The sequence below is a fragment of the Saccharopolyspora sp. CA-218241 genome (genome assembly GCF_050954615.1).
Lineage (GTDB): Bacteria > Actinomycetota > Actinomycetes > Mycobacteriales > Pseudonocardiaceae > Saccharopolyspora > Saccharopolyspora cebuensis.
In genome coordinates this window covers 887,036-904,672 of the sequence record NZ_CP191860.1, presented here as the reverse complement: position 1 = coordinate 904,672, position 17,637 = coordinate 887,036, and the positions used below count along the sequence as shown (strand labels likewise).

Sequence of the window (17,637 nt, the reverse complement as noted above, 5' to 3'; positions counted from 1 at the left end):
CGGCGGCGGCACGCGCCACCATGGGGCCATGACGGAACTGCTCACCGACGCCCAGGTCGCCGAGGCGCTGCAGCACCTGCCGGAGTGGCGCCAGGCCGACCAGGCGCTCGTCCGCGAGATCCGGTTCCCGAGCTTCCCGGTGGCCATCCAGGCGGTCACCCGGGTCGCCGAGATCGCCGAGACGGAGAACCACCACCCGGACATCGACATCCGCTACCGCACGGTCACCTTCTCCTGCACCACCCACTCCGCGGGTGGGCTGACCGCGAAGGACACCTCGCTAGCCCAAGAGATCGACGCGGTTGCGGATGAGCTTGGTTAGTTTTTTGGCTTGCGTAGCGGTGCCGGTGGCGGAACCTCAGCGGCCTTCTCGCTCCGGGCGCCCTTCCTCATGTACAACCACGTACACAGCGTCAGGGCGTCCTCGCGAGAAGACCGCTGAGAACCCGCGGCGGTGCCGGTGGCGAGGGTGGGGCAGAGCGGAAGCGGCTTCGCCGCTTGCCTGACGGTGGCCGGGTGAGGCTGGCGGGTTCGGCGCTTGCGTGGGCGGCCTGGGGTCAGCCGATGAGCTCGGCGACCTCGAAGGCGCAGCCCCAGGAGAGGGCGACCCCGCTGCCGCCGTGCCCGTAGTCGTGCACCACCCTGGCGCCGTTGAACTCCTCGGCCTCGACCCGCACCCGCTCGCGACCGGGCCGGAGACCGACGACGTCACCGGAGACCTCGACGTCGGCCAGGCGGGGTTCGACCTCGGCGCAGCGGTGCAGGATCGCGGCGCCGACGTCGGGGCGCGGGGCCCTGCTCCACTCGCCGTCGACGGCGATCCCGCCGAGGACCAGGCGGTCGGCGTGCGGCATCCAGGAGACGAACTCGCCGCCGCGGGAGAGCTCGATGAAGTAGTCCTGCACGCCGGGGTTGCGGACCACGACCTGCTGGCCCCACACCGGCTGGACGCCGGGGTCGCCGACCAGCTCGCGGGCGCCGACGCCGGTGCAGTTGACCACGACGTCGGCCTCGGCCGTCGCGTCGGCCAGCGACGGCACGCCGCTGAGGACGATCTCACCGCCCGCCGCGCGGAACCGTTCGACGAGGTAGGCGAGGTAGCCGGGCATGTCGATCAGCGGCAGGGTGCCCGCGTAGCCGTCGACGAACCCGGCGGGCAGTTCCTCCCGGTCGCAGCGGCGCAGGTCCGGGATCAGGTGCACCTCCGGCGGCAGCGCCTCGCCGAGCGGGTGGCGGGCGGCCATCCGGCCGGGCACCAGCCGGACCCCGGTGCGCTCGTCGCGGGCCAGCGCGGTGAACTCGGCGTGCGAGCGGGTGACCCAGTGCAGCACCTTGTCGGCGGGGCGCAGCAGCGCCGGTCCCCACAGCGCCCCGGCCGCCGCCGAGGTGGTCTCCCCCGGCCGTTCGGCGGTCCGGATCCGCACGGCCCGGCCCTGCTCGGCGAGCACCACCGCCGAGGTCAATCCCTGCACCCCGGCGCCGATCACCAGCACCGGTTTCGCGGACGCGGTCACCCCACCGACGGTAGCAGCCGGACGTGACGGCGGACACGTCCGCGCGGGCCGGTGGTCCGCGGGCCGCGCGCGGGTAGGCTCGCCCCGTCGCCCGCCGGCGCGGGGGAATGCGACACCGACCCAGGGGATTGCGCGATGCACCGGATCTGGCCGCCGGAAGCGGCGGGCGAAGTGGACCAGCACGAGCTCGAACGCCTCTACGGCTACCCGGACCGCGAGAAGTGGGTCGCGGTGAACTTCGTGTCCAGCGCGGACGGCGCGGTGCACATCTCCGGGCGTTCCCGGGGCCTGTCCAACCCGGTGGACCGCGAGGTCTACCCGCTGGGCAGCAACCTGGCCGACGTGGTGCTGGTGGGGTCCAGCACGGCCATCACCGAGGAGTTCACCGGGGTCAAGCCCAGCGCCGAGGTCGCCGAGCTGCGCGCCCGGCACGGGCTGGCGCCGGTGCCGCCGATCGCCATCGTCACCTCCGGCCAGTCGCTGCCGCCCGCGCCGCCGGTGCTCACCGACGTGCTGACCCCGACCATCGTGCTGACCTGCTCGGCCGCCCCCGCCGAGCGGCGGCGGGCCTGGGCCGAGGCGGGCGCCGAGGTCGAGCTCCTCGGCGACGGCGAAGTGGACCTGGTGGGCGCGGTCGACGCGCTGGCCGCGCGCGGGCTGGGCCGGATCCACTGCGACGGCGGGCCGGAGCTGTTCGGCGCGATGCTGCGGGCCGGGGTGGTCGACGAGCTGCGGCTCACGCTGTCCCCGCTGCTGGTGTCGGGCACGGCGGGCCGCATCGCCAGCGGGATGCACCTGGAACCCGAGCGCCTGCACCTGGCCTCGGTGCTGGCCGAGGACGACACGCTGCTGCTGCGCTACCTGCTCACGAACCCGGCGAGCTGACCTCGCGCTCGATGCGCTCGAAGATGTCGGAGTCGGTTTCCCGCTGCCACTCCGGCAGATCCGCCCAGTCGGCCACGTAGGACGGCTTGGGATCGGGGACGTGCCGGTAGATCTGGCCGGTCCAGCACAGCGCGACGAACCGCCCCTTCTGCTCCCGGGTGAGCCGGGATGCCGCACCACCGGTGGCGCGCAGGAAGTCGCGCACCTGGCCGAACACTGCCGCGGCGCTCTCCCGCTCCCACGTCGGCGTGTCCTCCCACGGCACGACGTAGCCCGGTTTCGGCTCGCCCGGGTAGTGCGCGCGCACCCCGGCGATCCAGGCCTCCCGGAAGACCTTCCCTCCGTCCACGACTGCTCCTCTCGGTGTCACTGCTCGGGCGCGGCTGCCGTGACCGCCCGGATCTGCTCGTCGAGGAAGCGCACGTGCCGGTTGCCCAGGAACGGCACCAGCCGACCGCGCAGGTCGTCGAGCTTGCGGCCGACGTAGCCGGCCGAGGCGGTCTGGCGGACGGTGTCGAGCGCGGCGGCGCCGTGCAGCAGCAGCTGGTCGACGTCGCGGCGCTGCGCCCCGACCACCGCCAGGTCGGTGAGCACGCCGCCGCGGCGCCGGGTCGAGATGTCGGCCCGCAGCAGCGCGTGGAGCGGCCCCTCCGCCAGGTCCGGCCGCCCCAGCGCGACGAAGCAGGAGGCGCGCTCGCCGTCGAGCCGGGAGCTCTCGAACCGCAACCAGCCGGTGTGCTCGGGCGCGGGCAGGTGCACCACCTCCTCGGCCTCGTCCAGGGCGCGGCGGCACGCCGCGAGCTCGCCCAGCCCGGCGCTGGCCTGGGCCCGCACCGCGGCCACCCAGTACCGGGTGGCGCGCCCCGGATCCCCGCGCTCGGCCAGCCGGGCCGCGCCGTCGAGCAGCGGCACGGCGCTGCGGTGCTCCCGCTCGTAGATGCTGATGAAGGCGTGCCGGGTCATCGCGCAGGCCCACAGGTCGTACTCCCGGGCCTCCTTGCTGGCGTGCGCGGCGATGGAGTAGCAGTGCGCCGCGTCGGCGTACCCGCCGCCGTCGAAGAAGATCTCGCCGCAGAGCTGGAACACGTCGCCGGCGAGCCGGCACAGGCGGCGGCGGTCCTCGGCGCGCTGCGGCTCGTCGAGGCACTTCTTGAGCAGCGCCACCTGGCGGCGGGCCAGCGGCAGCACGTCGCGCTTGGTCCGGGTGCCGGAGTAGGTCCGCCACAGCGCCGCGTTGAGCCGCTCGTACTCGGTGAGCACCACCGGGTCGAGGCGCCGGGGGTGGGCGGCGGCGTGGGCGACGCGCTCGGCGTCCAGCGCCGACGCCGGGATCGCGAGCAGGGTGCCGGTCAGCGTCATCAAGCGGATCAGTTCACGGCGGTTCACGTCGTCACGTCGCCAATCGTCGTCGCGCGGTGGGGTCCCCGGCGGCTCCCCGCCGTCCCGCGACGCGCCCCGCAGCTCAGCGATCTTCCACTGCTTCTCCTGCCGGCAGACGCGGTCGTAGTGGGCCAGCAGCGCACCGCGCGCGTCGAGCCGGCGGTCGGCGGTGGACCAGAACTCGCGGCCGGGGAACTGCCGACCCGCCTCGATGTGCGCGATGGAGGTCCGGGAGTAGTGGGTCAGGCGGCCGAGGTCGCCCTGCTTGAGCGGGACGCCCTCGCGGTAGGCGGCCAGGGAGGCCCCGAGGGCGCGGCGGAGCTCCACTTCAGCCACCGACCTGCGCCCCATGAAGGTCCCCATCGTGTCAGCAGACGTATCCGCTCGGTCATCAAGAGTAACCACGAGCGCTCAACAGGTGAACGGTCCGCCGTGTGGGACTTCCTCCCACACCCTTACCCACCTCGCCTCCACACGCTTTCGTGATCGGTGAATCACTGTGCGGAGTCGAAGGGGGCGGCGATGGCCGACCATCCGCGCGCCGGGCACGTCGACGAGCTGCTGACCGAACTGCGCCGCCGCCGGTGGGTGCTCTACGTCTTCGGACCGAGGCGCGCGCCCGAGGTCGTCGCCGCCACCTTCCACTGGACGACCTGCGCCGACGTGGTGCTGCTGCGCGCCGAGGACGACGCCAGCGCCTACCGCGCCCCGATCACGCCCAGCACCGACGTGTTCGCCCCCGACCTCGTGAGCTGGCAGTACCGCGCCCCGGCCGCCTGGACCCTGCGCGCCGTGCTCACCCTCGCTCCCCCGGGTGAACCGGACGCCCCGCTGGCGGTGCTGCGCCCCGAACCGGGCTGCCACGTCCCGATGGACCTGCGCCGCCCGGTCACCATCCGCCCCACCTCCCTCACCGGCTGCTGAGCGGTGCGACGTAGGCGCCGCGCCCCCGAGTCGCTACCGTTGTGGCATGACCGCGCTGCCCGACTGGATGCGCCCACCGCGCGCGGAAGGCTGGTTCGCGGAAGACCTCGACCACCTTCCCGAGGCGCCGCGCCACACGGAGCTGATCGACGGAGCGCTCGTCTTCATGACGTCCCCGCAGCGGTCGTGGCACGGTCGCCTCGTCACGTCGCTGACGTCCGCCCTCATCGAGCAGGCTCCCCGGGGCATCGAAGTCGAGCGCGAGATGACCGTCCGCCTCGACGCGCGCAACCGGCCCGAGCCCGACCTGCTGGCCACCACCGCGCCGTACGATCCCGACCGCACCTGGTACGCACCGCAGGACGTGGTGCTGGTGGTCGAGGTCGTGTCGCCGGAATCCGCGCACCGGGACCGCACGGTCAAGCTGCGCAAGTACGCAGAAGCCGGGGTCCGGCACTGCTGGCGGATCGAAGCCGAGGGAACGTCGCCCGCCCTCCACGCGTACGAGCTGGACGGGCCGACGGCCGCCTACGCCCCCGCGGGAATCCTGCGGGGAGCGACGCGGCTGCGGCGACCGTTCCCGATCGACCTGGACCTGGACGCACTCCTCCCCTGAGCCGCATCACTCCCCTGCGTGTCACGCGAACAACTGATGTGTCAGACACCTGGATTCGACATGCTGGGTTCGTGACGAGCGGGCAAGGCCAGGTGAGCACCCCAGCGGATATCCGCCGCGAGATTGCCCAGCAATGGACCGGCACCGGCTCGGTCGTCGACGAACTCGCCGACGACCGCCGTTCCGAGGCGGCCCGCGAACAGAACCGGGCGTGAACGCGGTGCTCGAAGCGTCCGCGTCCTGGCGTGGTTGCGCGAGGAGGACAGTGCGGAGCCGTTGACGCCCCGGTCCGCTGCCCCGCGACCGGCGCCGTCAGCCCTGCTCGTCATCGGGGCGCTCCGGGCGGACGTGGCCTTGGATCTGCTCCAGCAACGCCGACGAGCCTTGCAGGTTGCGCATCAGGGCGTCGATCGTCATGAGGGCGAGGCCCTGCTCCGGATCGCCGAGGACGAGCAGCTTGGTGCCCGCCTCGATGCCCAGGTCGCGCCGCGCCTGCGCGGGGAGCACGACCTGCCCGCGCGCGCTCACCGTCACCGCCCCGTAGAAGCCGCGACCGCCGGGGCCGTAGTGGGGTTCGTCCGCACCTGAAGCCATTGCGCCATCCTCGCACACGCATGGCATGTATGATTTGCTTTGCATTTCATACCTCGCGCGACGGCCGAACCGCGCCCGCGGTCGTACGGTCGGTTCGCGAGACCTCTCACCGGGGAGAACGCCATGACGAGCACCTGGCCGAGCCCGCCGCCCTTCGCGCGGTGGGCGGTGCTGCCGATCGCCGCCGCCGTCGCGGTGGTGCAGCTCGTGGCCGCGACGCGCAGCGGGTACTGGTTCGACGAGGTCTACATGCTGGCCATCGGCCGCAACCACCTCGACTGGGGATCCGCCGACCAACCGCCGATGACCCCGGCGCTGGCCTGGCTGATGGACGCGATCGCCCCGGGGTCGGTGCTCGCACTGCGGCTGCCCGCCGTGCTCGCCACCGCCGCGGCGGTGGTCGTCGCGGCCCTCATCGCCCGCGAGCTCGGCGGCGACCGGCGGGCGCAGGCCATGACGGCGGGCGTGCAGGCCACCGCGCTGTGGATCACCCTCGCCGGGCACTGGCTGACCCCGTACACCCTGGAACCGGTCCAGTGGCTGCTGCTGCTCTGGCTGCTGATCCGCTGGATCCGGCTGCGCGACGACCGCCTGCTGCTCGCGCTGGGCGCGGTGGCCGGGATCGCGGCGATGACCAAGTTCCAGGTCGTCCTGCTGTGCGCCGCGCTGCTGCTGAGCGTGCTGCTGCTCGGGCCGCGCGAGCTGCTGGCCCGGCCGCTGCTGTGGGCCGGCGTCGGGATCGCCGGACTGCTCGCGGCGCCGACCCTGGTGTGGCAGGCCGTCCACGGCTGGCCGCAGCTGCGGATGAGCGGCATCGTCATCGCCGAGGCCGAGGCACTCTACGGCGGACGCCCCGGCGTCGCGTTCGGGATGATCGCCGTGGCCGGGCTCGCCGGGACGGTGCTGTCGCTGTACGGCCTGTGGCGGCTGGCGCGGACCGACGACCTCCGGTTCCTCGCCCTGACCACCGCGCTGCTCTACGCGCTGTTCGTGATCGCCCCCGGCCGCCCCTACTACCTCGGCGGGCTCTACGCGGTGCTCGCGGCGGCGGGTGCGCTGGGCCTGCAACGACGGCGGGAGGCCGGGAGCGGGCGGCGGCGGTGGGTGGCCTGGCCCGCCTTCGCGCTCAGCGCCGCCCTCGCGGCGGGCATCCTGACCCTGCCGGTCGCCGACGTCTCCGACCGGATGGGCGACGCGCTCGCCCGCCGCGCCGCCGACGTCTACCACGCGCTGCCCCCGGAACAGCGCGAGCGCACCGCGCTCATCGGCGATCCCTACATCGCCGCCGCCTACCTCGACGGGTACTCCACGCGCTACGACCTGCCCCCGGCGCACAGCACCAACCGCGGCTACGGCTACTTCCCGCCACCGCCGGAGAGCACCGACGCGGCGGTCTACGTGGGCGCCGACCCGAACGAACTCCGCCCGTACTTCACCGACGCGCGCCTGATCGCCCGAGGCACCCCGACGAACACCGTCTGGCTGGTCACCGGCAGGCACACCCCGTGGACGCGCATCTGGACCGACCTCCGCACCCTCGACGTCGAACACCACGGCACACCACCCCGTTGAGGTGTCCAGGATTTTTGGGCGCGCAACCTTCCTCGGGGCGGCCATGGTCGGTCAGCAGGGAACAGGCGGAGCGTGGTGGGTAGCGTAGGACCGTGCGCATCACGCGGGACGAGCTGCACCGCTTGGTGGACGAGGTGCCTCCGGAGGAGCTGGAACAGGTCGGTGAGTACCTGCGCCACCTGGTTGGCCATCGCCGTGGCTCGGGCCAGGCGCGGCCGCGTCGGGCGTTCCGCTTCGCGGGTCTGGGTCAAGCCCCGCCCGGCACCGGGGGCCAAGCCGAAGAGATCGCTCGGGACGAACTCGGTGGCCGTGGTAGTACCGCCGAGTGATCGTCCTCGAAACCGGTCCGCGCATGGCCGACAGCGCGGACGCGGAGCATCAGCGCTGCTAGCTGCCCGGCCCTGCTGCTATCTGAACCGCTGCTCGGCGAGGTCGGGCCCTGCTGACGACGCCGCTCGGTCCACCGCACCGCCGGAGGGACCTGCCCGCCGTGGCGATGTCGCGGCAGCTGCGAAGACCGGCCCGGGGCACCGCGCAGCGTCCCGGGTCGGCTCCGGTGCTGCGCGGGGCCGGAGCTGTGCGGGTCCGGAGCTGCTGCCGAGCGCCGGTCACCGGCGAAGCGGTGACCGGCCCGAACGGACCGGATCAGACGTTGAAGCGGAAATCCACGATGTCGCCGTCGGACATGACGTAGTCCTTGCCCTCCATGCGGACCTTGCCCGCCGACTTGGCGTCGGCCATCGAGCCCGCGGCGACGAGGTCGTCGTAGGAGATGATCTCGGCCTTGATGAAGCCGCGCTCGAAGTCGGTGTGGATGACGCCCGCGGCCTGCGGGGCGGTCCAGCCCTGGCGGATCGTCCAGGCGCGGGCCTCCTTCGGCCCGGCCGTGAGGTAGGTCTGCAACCCGAGGGTGTGGAACCCGGCGCGGGCCAGCGCGGCGAGCCCCGGCTCGGTCTGGCCGATGGACTCCAGCAGCTCGGCGGCGGATTCCGCGTCGAGCTCCACGAGCTCGGCCTCGACCTTGGCGTCGAGGAACACCGCGTCGGCCGGGGCGACCAGCTCGCGCAGCTGCGCGCGCCGGGACTCGTCGGTGAGCACGCCCTCGTCAGCGTTGAACACGTAGAGGAACGGCTTGGTGGTGAGCAGGTTCAGCTCGCGCAGCTCGGGGTCGTCCTTGCCGATACCGGCGGCGAACAGCGTCCGGCCCTCGTCGAGGATCTCCTTGGCCCGCTGCGCGGCCTCCAGCGCGGGGCGGCGGTCCTTGTGGGTGCGGGCTTCCTTCTCCAGCCGGGGCAGCGCCTTCTCCAGCGTCTGCATGTCGGCGAGGATCAGCTCGGTGTTGATCGTCTCGATGTCGCTGGACGGATCGATCCGGCCGTCGACGTGCACCACGTCGGGGTCGTCGAAGACCCGGATGACCTGGCAGATCGCGTCCGCCTCGCGGATGTTGGCGAGGAACTTGTTGCCCAGGCCCTGCCCCTCGGAGGCACCCTTGACCAAGCCCGCGATGTCGACGAACGACACGGTGGCGGGCACCGTCTTCGCCGAGTCGAACATCTCGGCGAGCCGGTCCAGCCGCGGGTCCGGCAGCGGCACCACGCCCACGTTGGGTTCGATGGTCGCGAACGGGTAGTTCGCCGCGAGCGCTTCGTTGCTGGTCAAGGCGTTGAACAGGGTGGACTTGCCGACGTTGGGCAGTCCGACGATTCCGAGGGTGAGGCTCACACCCCGAGTCTAGGTGCTGGCCCGAGCCCCTCCCGGCCCCGGTCGCACCGGCCCCGCACCACCCGTCCGGGACGTGGGTGAGGGGGCTCCTTCATCCGGCCATGTCGGATGAAGGAGCCCCCTCACCTGGTTCAGTCGTCCTGGCCGCCGCCGTCGTCCTGGCGGTCATCGTCGTTGTCCTGCTGGTCGTTGCGGTCGTCCTGCTGGCCGCCGTCGTCGTCCGGCGCGTTCGGCGGTGGTTGCTCCTGGTCCTGCCGCTGTTCCTGCTCCTGCTCCTGGTCCTCGGGCGGCGGAGCCGGGTCGTTGCACCCGGCCGTGAGGGTCACCGCGAACGCGGCCGCCGCGATGCCTCCCGCGAGTCGGAATCCGCGTGCCTTCCTGATCAGGGTCATACCGAGACGATAGGGACGAACGGCCGCCGCCGCACTACCAGGTGACGCCGCACGATGTCCGATATCCGCTAGAACCGGGCCCGGGGCGCTGGCAGCATCGATGTCGTGATGGTGGGAATCGAGGAAGCGTACCGGGCGGTGAGCGCCCGGGACCCGCGCTTCGACGGCTGGTTCGTGCACGCGGTGCGCAGCACGGGCATCTACTGCCGCCCCTCCTGCCCCGCCCGCACCCCCAAGCGCGCGAACAGCGCCTTCTACCCCACGGCCGCCGCCGCGCAGGGCGCCGGGTTCCGCGCCTGCCTGCGCTGCCTGCCCGACGCCGTGCCGGGGTCCCCGGAGTGGGACCTGCGGGCCGACCTGGCCGGCCGCGCGATGCGGCTGATCGACGACGGCGCGGTCGACCGGGACGGCGTGGCCGGGCTCGCCGCCGCGCTCGGCTACTCGCCGCGCCACCTCACCCGGGTGCTGACCGCCGAACTCGGCGCCGGGCCGCTCGGCCTGGCCCGCGCGCACCGGGCGCACTCCGCCCGCGTCCTGATCGAGACCACGCCGGTGCCGTTCGGCGACGTCGCGTTCGCCGCCGGGTTCGCCAGCCTGCGGCAGTTCAACGAAACGATCCGCGAGGTCTTCGCCACCACGCCCACCCTGATGCGGGCCCGCGCGCGCCGCCGCGGCGGCCCACCGCCCGCTCCCGGCGCGATCCGGCTGCGGCTGCCGTTCCGGGCGCCCTACGACGCCGCCGGTGTGCTGGCGTTCCTCGGGGCGCGCGCCGTCGCCGGGCTGGAGGACGTCGGGCCCGGGCACTACGCGCGGGCGCTCCGGCTCCCGCACGGCACCGGCACCGCGACGCTGCGGCCCGAGTCCGACCACGTGTCCTGCACGCTGCGGCTGTCCGACCTGCGCGACCTCGGCAGCGCGGTGTCCCGGCTGCGCGGGCTGCTGGACCTGGACGCCGATCCGGTGGCGGTGGCCGAGGTGCTCGGCGCCGATCCGCTGCTGGCCCCGCAGCTCGCCCGGCATCCCGGGGTGCGGGTGCCGGGCAGCGTCGACCCGACCGAGATGCTGGTCCGGGCGGTGCTCGGCCAGCAGGTCTCGGTCGCCGCCGCGCGCACCACCACCGAACGGCTGGTCGCCGCGCTCGGCGAACCGCTCGCCGAACCGGACGGGGCGGTGACCGCCCTGTTCCCCACCCCGGGGGCGCTGGCCGAGCACGCCCGCGACGTGCTGCCCGGTCCGCGCCGCCGCGCCGAGGCGGTCCGCGCGATCGGCGAAGCCCTCGGCGGCGGGCTCGCGGTGCACCCGGGTCGCGACCACGACGAGCTGCGCCGGGACCTGCTGGCGCTGCCCGGGGTCGGGCCGTGGACCGCCGACTACGTCCTGCTGCGCGTGCTCGGAGCACCGGACGTGCTGCTCGACGGCGACCTCGCCCTGCGTCGCGGCGCCGCGGCGCTGGGGCTCCCGGACGAACCCGCCGCCCTCGGCGACCGCGCCCGGCGGTGGCGGCCCTGGCGCTCCTACGCCGGGATGCTGCTGTGGACGGCGACCGCGCCACGAATCGGAGGAACGACATGATCACCTGGTCCACCACCGGAACTCCCGCGGGGCCGTTCACCGCCGTCGTCGACGGCGACGGGGCGGTGCTGGCCTCCGGCTGGACCGACCGGCTCGACGCCCTGCTGCCGCAGGTCTCCCCCGCGCTGCGCGGGGACTGCACCGAGGTCGCCGATCTCGGCGCGGTCACCCGAGCCGTGCACGCCTACCACGACGGCGAGATCGGGGCGGTCGACGGGGTCCCGGTCCGGCAGCGCTCCGGCGCGTTCCTGGAGCACGCCTGGGACGTGCTGCGCGAGGTGCGCGCCGGGGAACCGGTCAGCTACGCCGAATTCGCCGCGCTGGCCGGACGTCCGGCCGCCGTGCGGGCCGCCGCGTCGGCCTGCGCCCGCAACGCCGCCGCGCTGTTCGTGCCCTGCCACCGGGTGCTGCGCACCGACGGTTCGCTCGGCGGCTTCCGCTGGGGCCTCGACGTCAAGCGCTGGCTCCTCGCCCACGAAACCCGCCCGGGACGTGAGTGAGGGGAACCCTCGCCCAACATAGGACCGCTTTCGCCAATGGCCTGCGTGGCGGTGCGGGTGGCGGAACCTCAGCGGCCTTCTCGCTCCGGGATCGCCTCCTGATGTACCCACTTCGTACACGGCGTCGGCGCTGTCCTCGCGAGAAGACCGCTGAGAACCCGCCGCGGTGCCGGTTGCGTGCCTCACCGCATGCGGCTCCGCCGCATTCTGGAAAGACCCCAACTCGGGCAAGGGTGCCCCTCACTCAGTTCCCGTCCGGGTGACGACGGTGCCTTGGTGGAAGCGGACCTGCCAGCCGTCGGGGGTCCGCTGCCAGAGGGTCGCCCGCTGGGTGAGCCGGTCGCCCTGGCGCAGCGCGTAGGTGAGCAGGTGCAGGCCCGGCGCCAGTTCGCGGCGGCGGAAGTCGTCGGTCTCCCAGCGCTCCGGCACCGGATTCCGGAACCGCTCGGCCAGCACCGCGATCACGTGCTCCCGGGAGTACGTCCGGCCGGAGGCGCCGATCTCCCGGAAGTCCGGCGCGATCAACGCCTCCACCTCGGGCAGCGTCGTGCCCCGGTGGAACAGCAGCTCCAGTTCGGCGAGTTCGGCGAGCACGGGGTCCATCCCGCAGTGGTAGCACGCGGAACTTCCGATCGGCGCGGGGTTTTCGGGCGCCGTGGCGTGGTGGTACCGGAAGCGCCGCCGATGCCGAGAACGCCTCACGCCCTGCGTCCGCACCGCGTCGTGGTGGGCGGTTGGGGATGGCGCTCAGGTCTGGAGTTCGAGGGTGGATCCGGTGCGGGACTTGCGGACCCGGAGGCGGACGCCGATGCGCTGGCGCATCTCCTCGACGTGCGAGACGAGGCCGACGACGCGGCCTCCGGCGCGCAGCTCGTCGAGGGTGTCCATCACCAGGTCGAGGGTGTCGGCGTCGAGGGTGCCGAAGCCCTCGTCGATGAACAGCGTGTCCAGCAGCACGCCACCGGATTCGGCCGCGACCACGTCGGCCAGTCCCAGCGCCAGCGACAGCGAGGCCAGGAACGACTCGCCGCCGGAGAGGGTCTTGGCCGGGCGGACCTTGCCGGAGTAGTCGTCGAGCACGTCGAGGCCGAGCCCGCCCCGGGTGCCGCGCGCCCCGGCCGCGTCCGAGTGCACGAACGAGTAGCGCCCGCCGCTCATCCGCTGCAACCGGCGAGTCGCGGTGATGGCGACCTCCTCCAGCCGCGCGGCCAGCACGTAGGAGCGCAGCGACATCCGGCGCCGGTTCTGGCCGCGCCCGTTGACCACGTCGGTGAGCGCGTCGAGCTCGCGGTAGGCGGTCTCGACGGGTTCGAGCCGGGTCCACGCCTCGCGCAGCAGCTCGCCGAGCCGGGCGATGTCGGCGTGCTGCTGCTCGGCGCGGTGGGCCCGGGCGGCGGCGTCCTCGGCGGCGGTGCGCGCGGTGGCCGCGGTCCCGGCGGCGCCGTCGACGTCGACCTCGGTGTCGGCGTCGACGCCGAACAGCTCCGGATCGGCCAGGGCGGCGCGGGCCCCGGCGGCGCGCTCGGCCACCCCGTCGAGGAACTCCGCGAGCGCGGCCATCCGGTCCTCGTCGCGGCGCGCGGCCAGCGCGGTGTCCACGTCGTCGAACCCGGCCGCGGTGGCGGCGGCGGTGAGCGCGTCGCGCTGCTCGGCGACCCGCTGCTCGGCCTCGGCGTGGGCGGTGCGGGCGGTGACCAGCCCGTCCAGCGCGGCGGCGGTGTCCAGCAGCGCCGCGCGGTGCTGCTCGATGCCGTCGTGCTCGCCGCGCGCCGCGCGCAGCCGTTCCTCGCGGTCGGCGATGGTCGCGCTCAGGGCGTCCCGCTCGGCGCGGCGCCGCGCCAGCCGGGTGCGCAGCTCGCCGAGTTCGCCGGTGAGCCGTTCGGACTCGGCTTCGAGGTCGGCCAGCGCGCGCTCCCGCTCCGGCAGCGCGGCGACCAGGTCGCGCAGCGCGGCGTGCTCGGCGGTGCGCTCGTCGACCTCGGCGGCCAGCCGCTCCTCGGTGTGCTCGCCGAGGCGTTCGGCGAGCCGATCGTGGTGCTGGCGGGCCTGGTGCAGCGCGGTGGCCAGCTCGTCGCGGTGCGCGGCGGCGCGCTGCTCGGCCTGCCGCGCGCGGTCCTCGTCCTCGGCGCCGACGGCGTCGGCCACCGGTTCGGCTGGGGCCGGGTGCTCGGCCGCCCCGCACACCGGGCACGGCCCGCCGGCCAGCCCCGCGGCGAGTTCGGCGGCCATCCCGGCGAGCCGTCGTTCCCGGAGTTCCTGCGCCCGGTCGCGGGCCCGCTGGTGCTCGTCCACGGCCCGCTGCGCGCGATCCTCGGCGGTGCGCAACGCCTGCCGCGCGGCCGGGAGTTCCCGCGCGGTCCGCAGCAGCGCGTCCAGCTCGGCCAGCCGGGCGGCCAGCGGGTCCAGCTTCGGCTGCGCCTGCCTGGCCTCGTCGACGGCGGCGCGGGCGGCGGTGATCCGCTCCGGGAGCGCGGCCTGCCGGTCGAGGAGTCCGGCTTCGGTCTTCTCGTCCTCGGTGGAGCCGCGCTCCAGCGCGGCCAGTGCGGCGCGGTCGGATTCCTGCTGCCGCGCCTCGGGGAGGAGCTGGGCGAGCGCCCCGGCGCGTTCGCGGGCGCGCCCGGCCCGCTCGCGCAGCTCCGCCACCGGATCGTCGGGACCGGTGCACCGCGCGGCGGCCTCGCGGAGCCCTCCGGCGGCCTCCTCGAATCGGGATTCGGCCCGCCGCAACGCCGTTCGCGCCGCGAGCACCGGTTCCGCGCGATGCGCGGCGTCCTGCTCGGCCCGGCGCGCCTCGACGTCGGCGGCCTGGTCGTCCACTTCGGACAGCACCGCGCGGGCGTCCCGCACCCGGCGCACCTTGTCGGCGAGCCCGCGGCGCTCGGCCAGCACCGCCTCGGCCGCGTCGCGTTCGCGGCGCAGCCGGGAGTGCTCGGCGCGGGCGTCCTCCAGCTCGCGGACCGCTTGCTTCTGCGCCGATTCCAGCCAGTTGCGGTCGTCGTCGTCCACCGGCTCGTGGCCGACGACCTGCGCCAGCCGCGCCCGCAGGTCCCGCACCCGCAACGACTGCTGCTCCAGCTCGCGGTGGCGTTCCCGGCGGCGCTCGACGAACCAGCGCTCCACCTCGCCGAAGCGCTGGGTGCCGAACAGCTTCTCCAGCAGCTTCTCCCGCTCCCCGGTGTCGGCCCGGAGGAACTTCGCGAAATCGCCCTGCGGCAGCATGACGACCTGGGTGAACTGCACCGCGGTCATCCCGAGCAGGCGCTCGATCGTGCGGGCCACCTCGTCGATGCGGGTGAGCCCGTCCGGGGACTCGCCGGTCGGCGCCCCCGAGACCCAGGTCAACGACGCCTTGGCCTGCTGGGTGGTGAATCCTTCGCCGCGCTTCTTCGGCCGCTGGTACTCGGGGCTGCGCACCAGGCGCAGGCGCTGGCCCTGCACCGTGAGCTCCAGCTCGACCTCGGTGGGCGTGCCGGGACCGGCGGTGTCGCAGCGCAACCGCTTGGCGTCGTCGCGGACCCCGGGCACCTGGCCGTAGAGGGCGAACGCGATGGCGTCGAGCAGCGTGGTCTTGCCCGCGCCGGTGTCGCCGTGCAGCAGGAACAGCCCGTCGGCGCCCAGCGCGTCGAAGTCCACCACCTGCTCGTCGGGATACGGGCCGAAGCCGCTCAGGCGCAGCGAGTGCAGCCTCATCGGGCCACCTCCGCGCTGCTCGCGGTGCGCAGCGCCGCGGCGAGCAGCGCGCGTTCCCCGTCGCCGGGCTCGCTGCCCCGGCAGTCCGCGACGAAGCCCGCCGCGAGCTCGTGGTCGTCCCGGCCCCGGGTGATCTCGGCGTAGCGGAGTTCGGCGGTGGCCCGGCCGCCCGCCGGCTTCCACTCCAGGTGCACCGCGTGCGGGAAGCGCTCCTGCAGGCGGCGCATCGGGTCCAGCGGGCGGACCTCGTCGGTCAGCGTCACCGACAGGTAGTGGTCGGTCACCGCGTCGTGCTCGGGCGCGTCGAGCAGCGCCGCCAGCTCGCCCTCGATCGCGGCCAGCGGACGCGGCACCGGCAGCTCGCGGCGCCGCACGTCGGCGAGCCCGTCGGCGTCGAGGTCCACCAGCCAGACCGATTTCCGGTGCGCCGCCTCGGAGAACGAGTAGGCCAGCGGGCTGCCGGAGTAGCGCAGGTGCTCGGCGAGCCGCTGCGCGCCGTGCAGATGGCCCAGCGCCGCGTAGTCGACGCCGTCGAACACCGCGCCGGGCACCTGCTCCACCCCGCCGACGGCGATGGTGCGCTCCGAATCGCTGCCCGTCCCGCCGGTGACGAAGGCGTGCGCGAGCACCACGGACCGCGCGCCGGGGCGGGTGGCGAGGTCGGCGCGCACCCGGTTCATCGCCTCGGTGAGCACGCCGGTGTGCCCGCGCGGGACCTCCGCGCAGGCGCCCGGCACGTCGGTGCGGGCCCGCAACGCCTGGCGGGCCGGATCGGGTTCCAGGTACGGGATGCCGTAGAAGGCCACCGGACCGTGCTCGTCGTCGAGCAGCACCGGTTCGTGCAGCTCGGCGGGGCTGGTGCGCAGGTGCAGGCCGCCCGCCGCCGCGAACTCGCCGAAGGCGCCGACCCGCGCCGCCGAGTCGTGGTTGCCGGAGGTGATCACCAGCCGCGCCCCGGCCCGGCGGATCGCCGAGAGCACCCGCACGCAGGTCTGCACCGCCTCCCCGGAGGGCACCGCGCGGTCGTAGAGGTCCCCGGCCACGACCACCACGTCGACGCGCTCCTCGACGACCAGGTCGGCCAGCCCGGTCAGGACTGCCTCCTGATCTCCGAGCAGGTCACGTCCGTGGAAGGTCCGGCCCACGTGCCAGTCGGAGGTGTGCAGCACCCGCATTCCGGTCACGCTAGCGAGGACCGGAGATCACCAGGACGACCCCCCGCGTGTCGGGCGCGGCGATCACGCGCGGTGCCCCGCGCGATCACGGGCAGTACCGGATTCCCCCGCGCCGCAGCGGATCGGCCATCATGGTGCGGTGGGTACCGGGCTGCTGATCGCCGTCGTCGTCGTGCTCGTGCTGCTGTGCGCCGGAGCGCTGCTGCTGCTCTGGCGGCTCTACACCGACAGCGCGCGACGCGCCGACGACGCGCTGCGCATGGTGGAGGCCGAGCGCTCCCGCGGCGCCGCGCAGCAGGCCGCGCTGCGCCGCTACGAGGTCGCGTTCGCCTCGATCACCGGGCGCGGTGAGCTCGGCGAGCAGGTGCTGGTGGAGACCGCGCGGTCGCTGGGGCTGCGCGAAGGCGTCCACTTCACGCTGCAGACCGACCTCGCGGGCGGCGGAGCGGCCCGACCGGACCTGGTGCTGTCGGTCGGCGGCGGGCGGCAGGTGCCGGTCGACGCCAAGGCGAGCCTGGCGGTGTGGGCCGAGGCGGTCGAGACCGACGACCCGGCCGAGCGCGCCGACGCGCTGCGCGTCCACGTGCGCAACATCCGCTCCCGCGCGACCGAGCTCGCGGGGAAGGGCTACCAGCGGTGGGCCGACGCGATCTACGGGACGATCATGTTCGTGCCCTCCGACGCCGCCGTCGTCTCCGCCCTGGACACCGACCCGCAACTGCTGTCCTGGCTGCTGGACAAGCGCGTCTTCCTGTGCGGCCCCACCGGATTCGCGGTGCTGGCCTCGGCGGCCCTGTTCGCCGCCACCGAGCGCACCCTGGCCGAGGACATCGAGCAGGTCCGGGCGCAGGCGGTGCGGGCCCAGCGCGCGGCCGGGGCGCGGTGGAGGCGGTGAACCTCTCCAGCACCCACCTCCAGCGCTTCGTCTCCGCCCGGCGGCGCGAACTCGACGCGCTGGAGACGTTCCGCAACGCGGTGCAGCCGCTGGCCGAGACAGCGGGGAGTGGGTCGGTGGGGGCAGTGCGCCGAGAAGACGACGCAGCGCTTCCGGAGCCTCAGCAGTCTTAGGCAGTCGTGGTCATGTTGCTTGGCGGTGCG

The 17,637-nt window shown here is 74.3% G+C and carries 18 protein-coding genes and 1 pseudogene; 10 read left to right on the top strand and 9 right to left on the bottom strand.

What is annotated here, in order from left to right; translation table 11 throughout:
- The first annotated feature begins 28 nt into the window (after positions 1–28).
- Complete coding sequence (locus tag ACQP0T_RS04530; protein WP_433871446.1) at positions 29–322, top strand: 4a-hydroxytetrahydrobiopterin dehydratase; 294 nt, start codon at positions 29–31, stop codon at positions 320–322.
- Positions 323–557: 235 nt separating this feature from the next.
- On the opposite strand, the gene ACQP0T_RS04525 is transcribed toward ACQP0T_RS04530, so the two are convergent.
- Positions 558–1,514: an FAD-dependent oxidoreductase gene (locus ACQP0T_RS04525; protein WP_433871445.1), complete on the bottom strand. Its 957-nt coding sequence runs from the start codon at positions 1,512–1,514 to the stop codon at positions 558–560.
- A 135-nt stretch (positions 1,515–1,649) separates the two neighbouring features.
- Here ACQP0T_RS04525 and ACQP0T_RS04520 point away from each other — a divergent pair, with 135 nt between their 5' ends.
- A complete protein-coding gene (locus tag ACQP0T_RS04520) occupies positions 1,650–2,399 on the top strand; it encodes a pyrimidine reductase family protein (protein ID WP_433871444.1) in 750 nt (249 codons plus the stop codon).
- On the opposite strand, the gene ACQP0T_RS04515 is transcribed toward ACQP0T_RS04520, so the two are convergent.
- Entirely contained in the window at positions 2,380–2,748 is a 369-nt protein-coding gene (locus ACQP0T_RS04515) for a hypothetical protein (protein WP_433871443.1), read from the bottom strand. The two genes, ACQP0T_RS04520 and ACQP0T_RS04515, sit on opposite strands and share 20 nt — an antisense overlap.
- Before the next feature lie 17 nt (positions 2,749–2,765).
- Positions 2,766–4,142 (bottom strand): helix-turn-helix domain-containing protein, encoded by a 1,377-nt coding sequence (locus ACQP0T_RS04510; protein WP_433871442.1) that lies wholly within the window; start codon positions 4,140–4,142, stop codon positions 2,766–2,768.
- 159 nt (positions 4,143–4,301) lie between these two features.
- Between ACQP0T_RS04510 and ACQP0T_RS04505 the strand changes: the two genes are divergently transcribed.
- From ACQP0T_RS04505 to ACQP0T_RS04495, 3 genes are all read left to right on the top strand, one after another.
- The gene (locus ACQP0T_RS04505; protein ID WP_345356217.1) at positions 4,302–4,703 is read left to right on the top strand and encodes a hypothetical protein; all 402 of its coding nucleotides are present in this window, start codon (positions 4,302–4,304) and stop codon (positions 4,701–4,703) included.
- A gap of 46 nt (positions 4,704–4,749) precedes the next feature.
- Complete coding sequence (locus tag ACQP0T_RS04500) at positions 4,750–5,319, top strand: Uma2 family endonuclease (protein ID WP_433871441.1); 570 nt, start codon at positions 4,750–4,752, stop codon at positions 5,317–5,319.
- Positions 5,320–5,390: 71 nt separating this feature from the next.
- A complete protein-coding gene (locus ACQP0T_RS04495; protein WP_433871440.1) occupies positions 5,391–5,534 on the top strand; it encodes a hypothetical protein in 144 nt (47 codons plus the stop codon).
- Positions 5,535–5,631: 97 nt separating this feature from the next.
- On the opposite strand, the gene ACQP0T_RS04490 is transcribed toward ACQP0T_RS04495, so the two are convergent.
- The gene (locus ACQP0T_RS04490) at positions 5,632–5,913 is read right to left on the bottom strand and encodes an AbrB/MazE/SpoVT family DNA-binding domain-containing protein (RefSeq protein WP_433871439.1); all 282 of its coding nucleotides are present in this window, start codon (positions 5,911–5,913) and stop codon (positions 5,632–5,634) included.
- Between the two features lie 123 nt (positions 5,914–6,036).
- Between ACQP0T_RS04490 and ACQP0T_RS04485 the strand changes: the two genes are divergently transcribed.
- Positions 6,037–7,485 carry a glycosyltransferase family 39 protein gene (locus ACQP0T_RS04485; protein WP_433871438.1) on the top strand — a complete coding sequence of 483 codons (1,449 nt, stop codon included), beginning with the start codon at positions 6,037–6,039 and terminating at the stop codon, positions 7,483–7,485.
- Positions 7,486–7,577: 92 nt separating this feature from the next.
- Positions 7,578–7,814 (top strand): hypothetical protein, encoded by a 237-nt coding sequence (locus ACQP0T_RS04480; protein WP_433871437.1) that lies wholly within the window; start codon positions 7,578–7,580, stop codon positions 7,812–7,814.
- A gap of 316 nt (positions 7,815–8,130) precedes the next feature.
- Here the strand turns inward: ACQP0T_RS04480 and ychF are convergent, their stop codons facing one another.
- On the bottom strand, positions 8,131–9,210 hold the full coding sequence (gene ychF, locus ACQP0T_RS04475; protein WP_433871436.1) for a redox-regulated ATPase YchF: 1,080 nt from the start codon (positions 9,208–9,210) through the stop codon (positions 8,131–8,133).
- A gap of 131 nt (positions 9,211–9,341) precedes the next feature.
- Positions 9,342–9,602: a hypothetical protein gene (locus ACQP0T_RS04470; RefSeq protein WP_433871435.1), complete on the bottom strand. Its 261-nt coding sequence runs from the start codon at positions 9,600–9,602 to the stop codon at positions 9,342–9,344.
- 108 nt (positions 9,603–9,710) lie between these two features.
- Between ACQP0T_RS04470 and ACQP0T_RS04465 the strand changes: the two genes are divergently transcribed.
- Positions 9,711–11,174, top strand: coding sequence for an AlkA N-terminal domain-containing protein (locus ACQP0T_RS04465; RefSeq protein ID WP_433873594.1), 1,464 nt, complete (start codon positions 9,711–9,713; stop codon positions 11,172–11,174).
- Complete coding sequence (locus ACQP0T_RS04460; protein WP_433871434.1) at positions 11,171–11,674, top strand: methylated-DNA--[protein]-cysteine S-methyltransferase; 504 nt, start codon at positions 11,171–11,173, stop codon at positions 11,672–11,674. The genes ACQP0T_RS04465 and ACQP0T_RS04460 overlap by 4 nt, the downstream gene beginning before the upstream one ends.
- A 240-nt stretch (positions 11,675–11,914) precedes the next feature.
- Here the strand turns inward: ACQP0T_RS04460 and ACQP0T_RS04455 are convergent, their stop codons facing one another.
- From ACQP0T_RS04455 to ACQP0T_RS04445, 3 genes are all read right to left on the bottom strand, one after another.
- On the bottom strand, positions 11,915–12,277 hold the full coding sequence (locus tag ACQP0T_RS04455) for a DUF4440 domain-containing protein (RefSeq protein ID WP_433871433.1): 363 nt from the start codon (positions 12,275–12,277) through the stop codon (positions 11,915–11,917).
- A gap of 144 nt (positions 12,278–12,421) precedes the next feature.
- Positions 12,422–15,364 carry an AAA family ATPase gene (locus tag ACQP0T_RS04450; protein WP_433871432.1) on the bottom strand — a complete coding sequence of 981 codons (2,943 nt, stop codon included), beginning with the start codon at positions 15,362–15,364 and terminating at the stop codon, positions 12,422–12,424.
- Positions 15,361–16,539, bottom strand: a complete 1,179-nt coding sequence (locus ACQP0T_RS04445) for an exonuclease SbcCD subunit D (protein ID WP_433871431.1) — start codon at positions 16,537–16,539, stop codon at positions 15,361–15,363. Before ACQP0T_RS04445 ends, ACQP0T_RS04450 begins: the two co-directional genes overlap by 4 nt.
- Before the next feature lie 139 nt (positions 16,540–16,678).
- Here ACQP0T_RS04445 and ACQP0T_RS04440 point away from each other — a divergent pair.
- Positions 16,679–17,607: pseudogene (locus tag ACQP0T_RS04440) on the top strand (DNA recombination protein RmuC).
- The last annotated feature ends 30 nt before the right edge of the window (positions 17,608–17,637 follow it).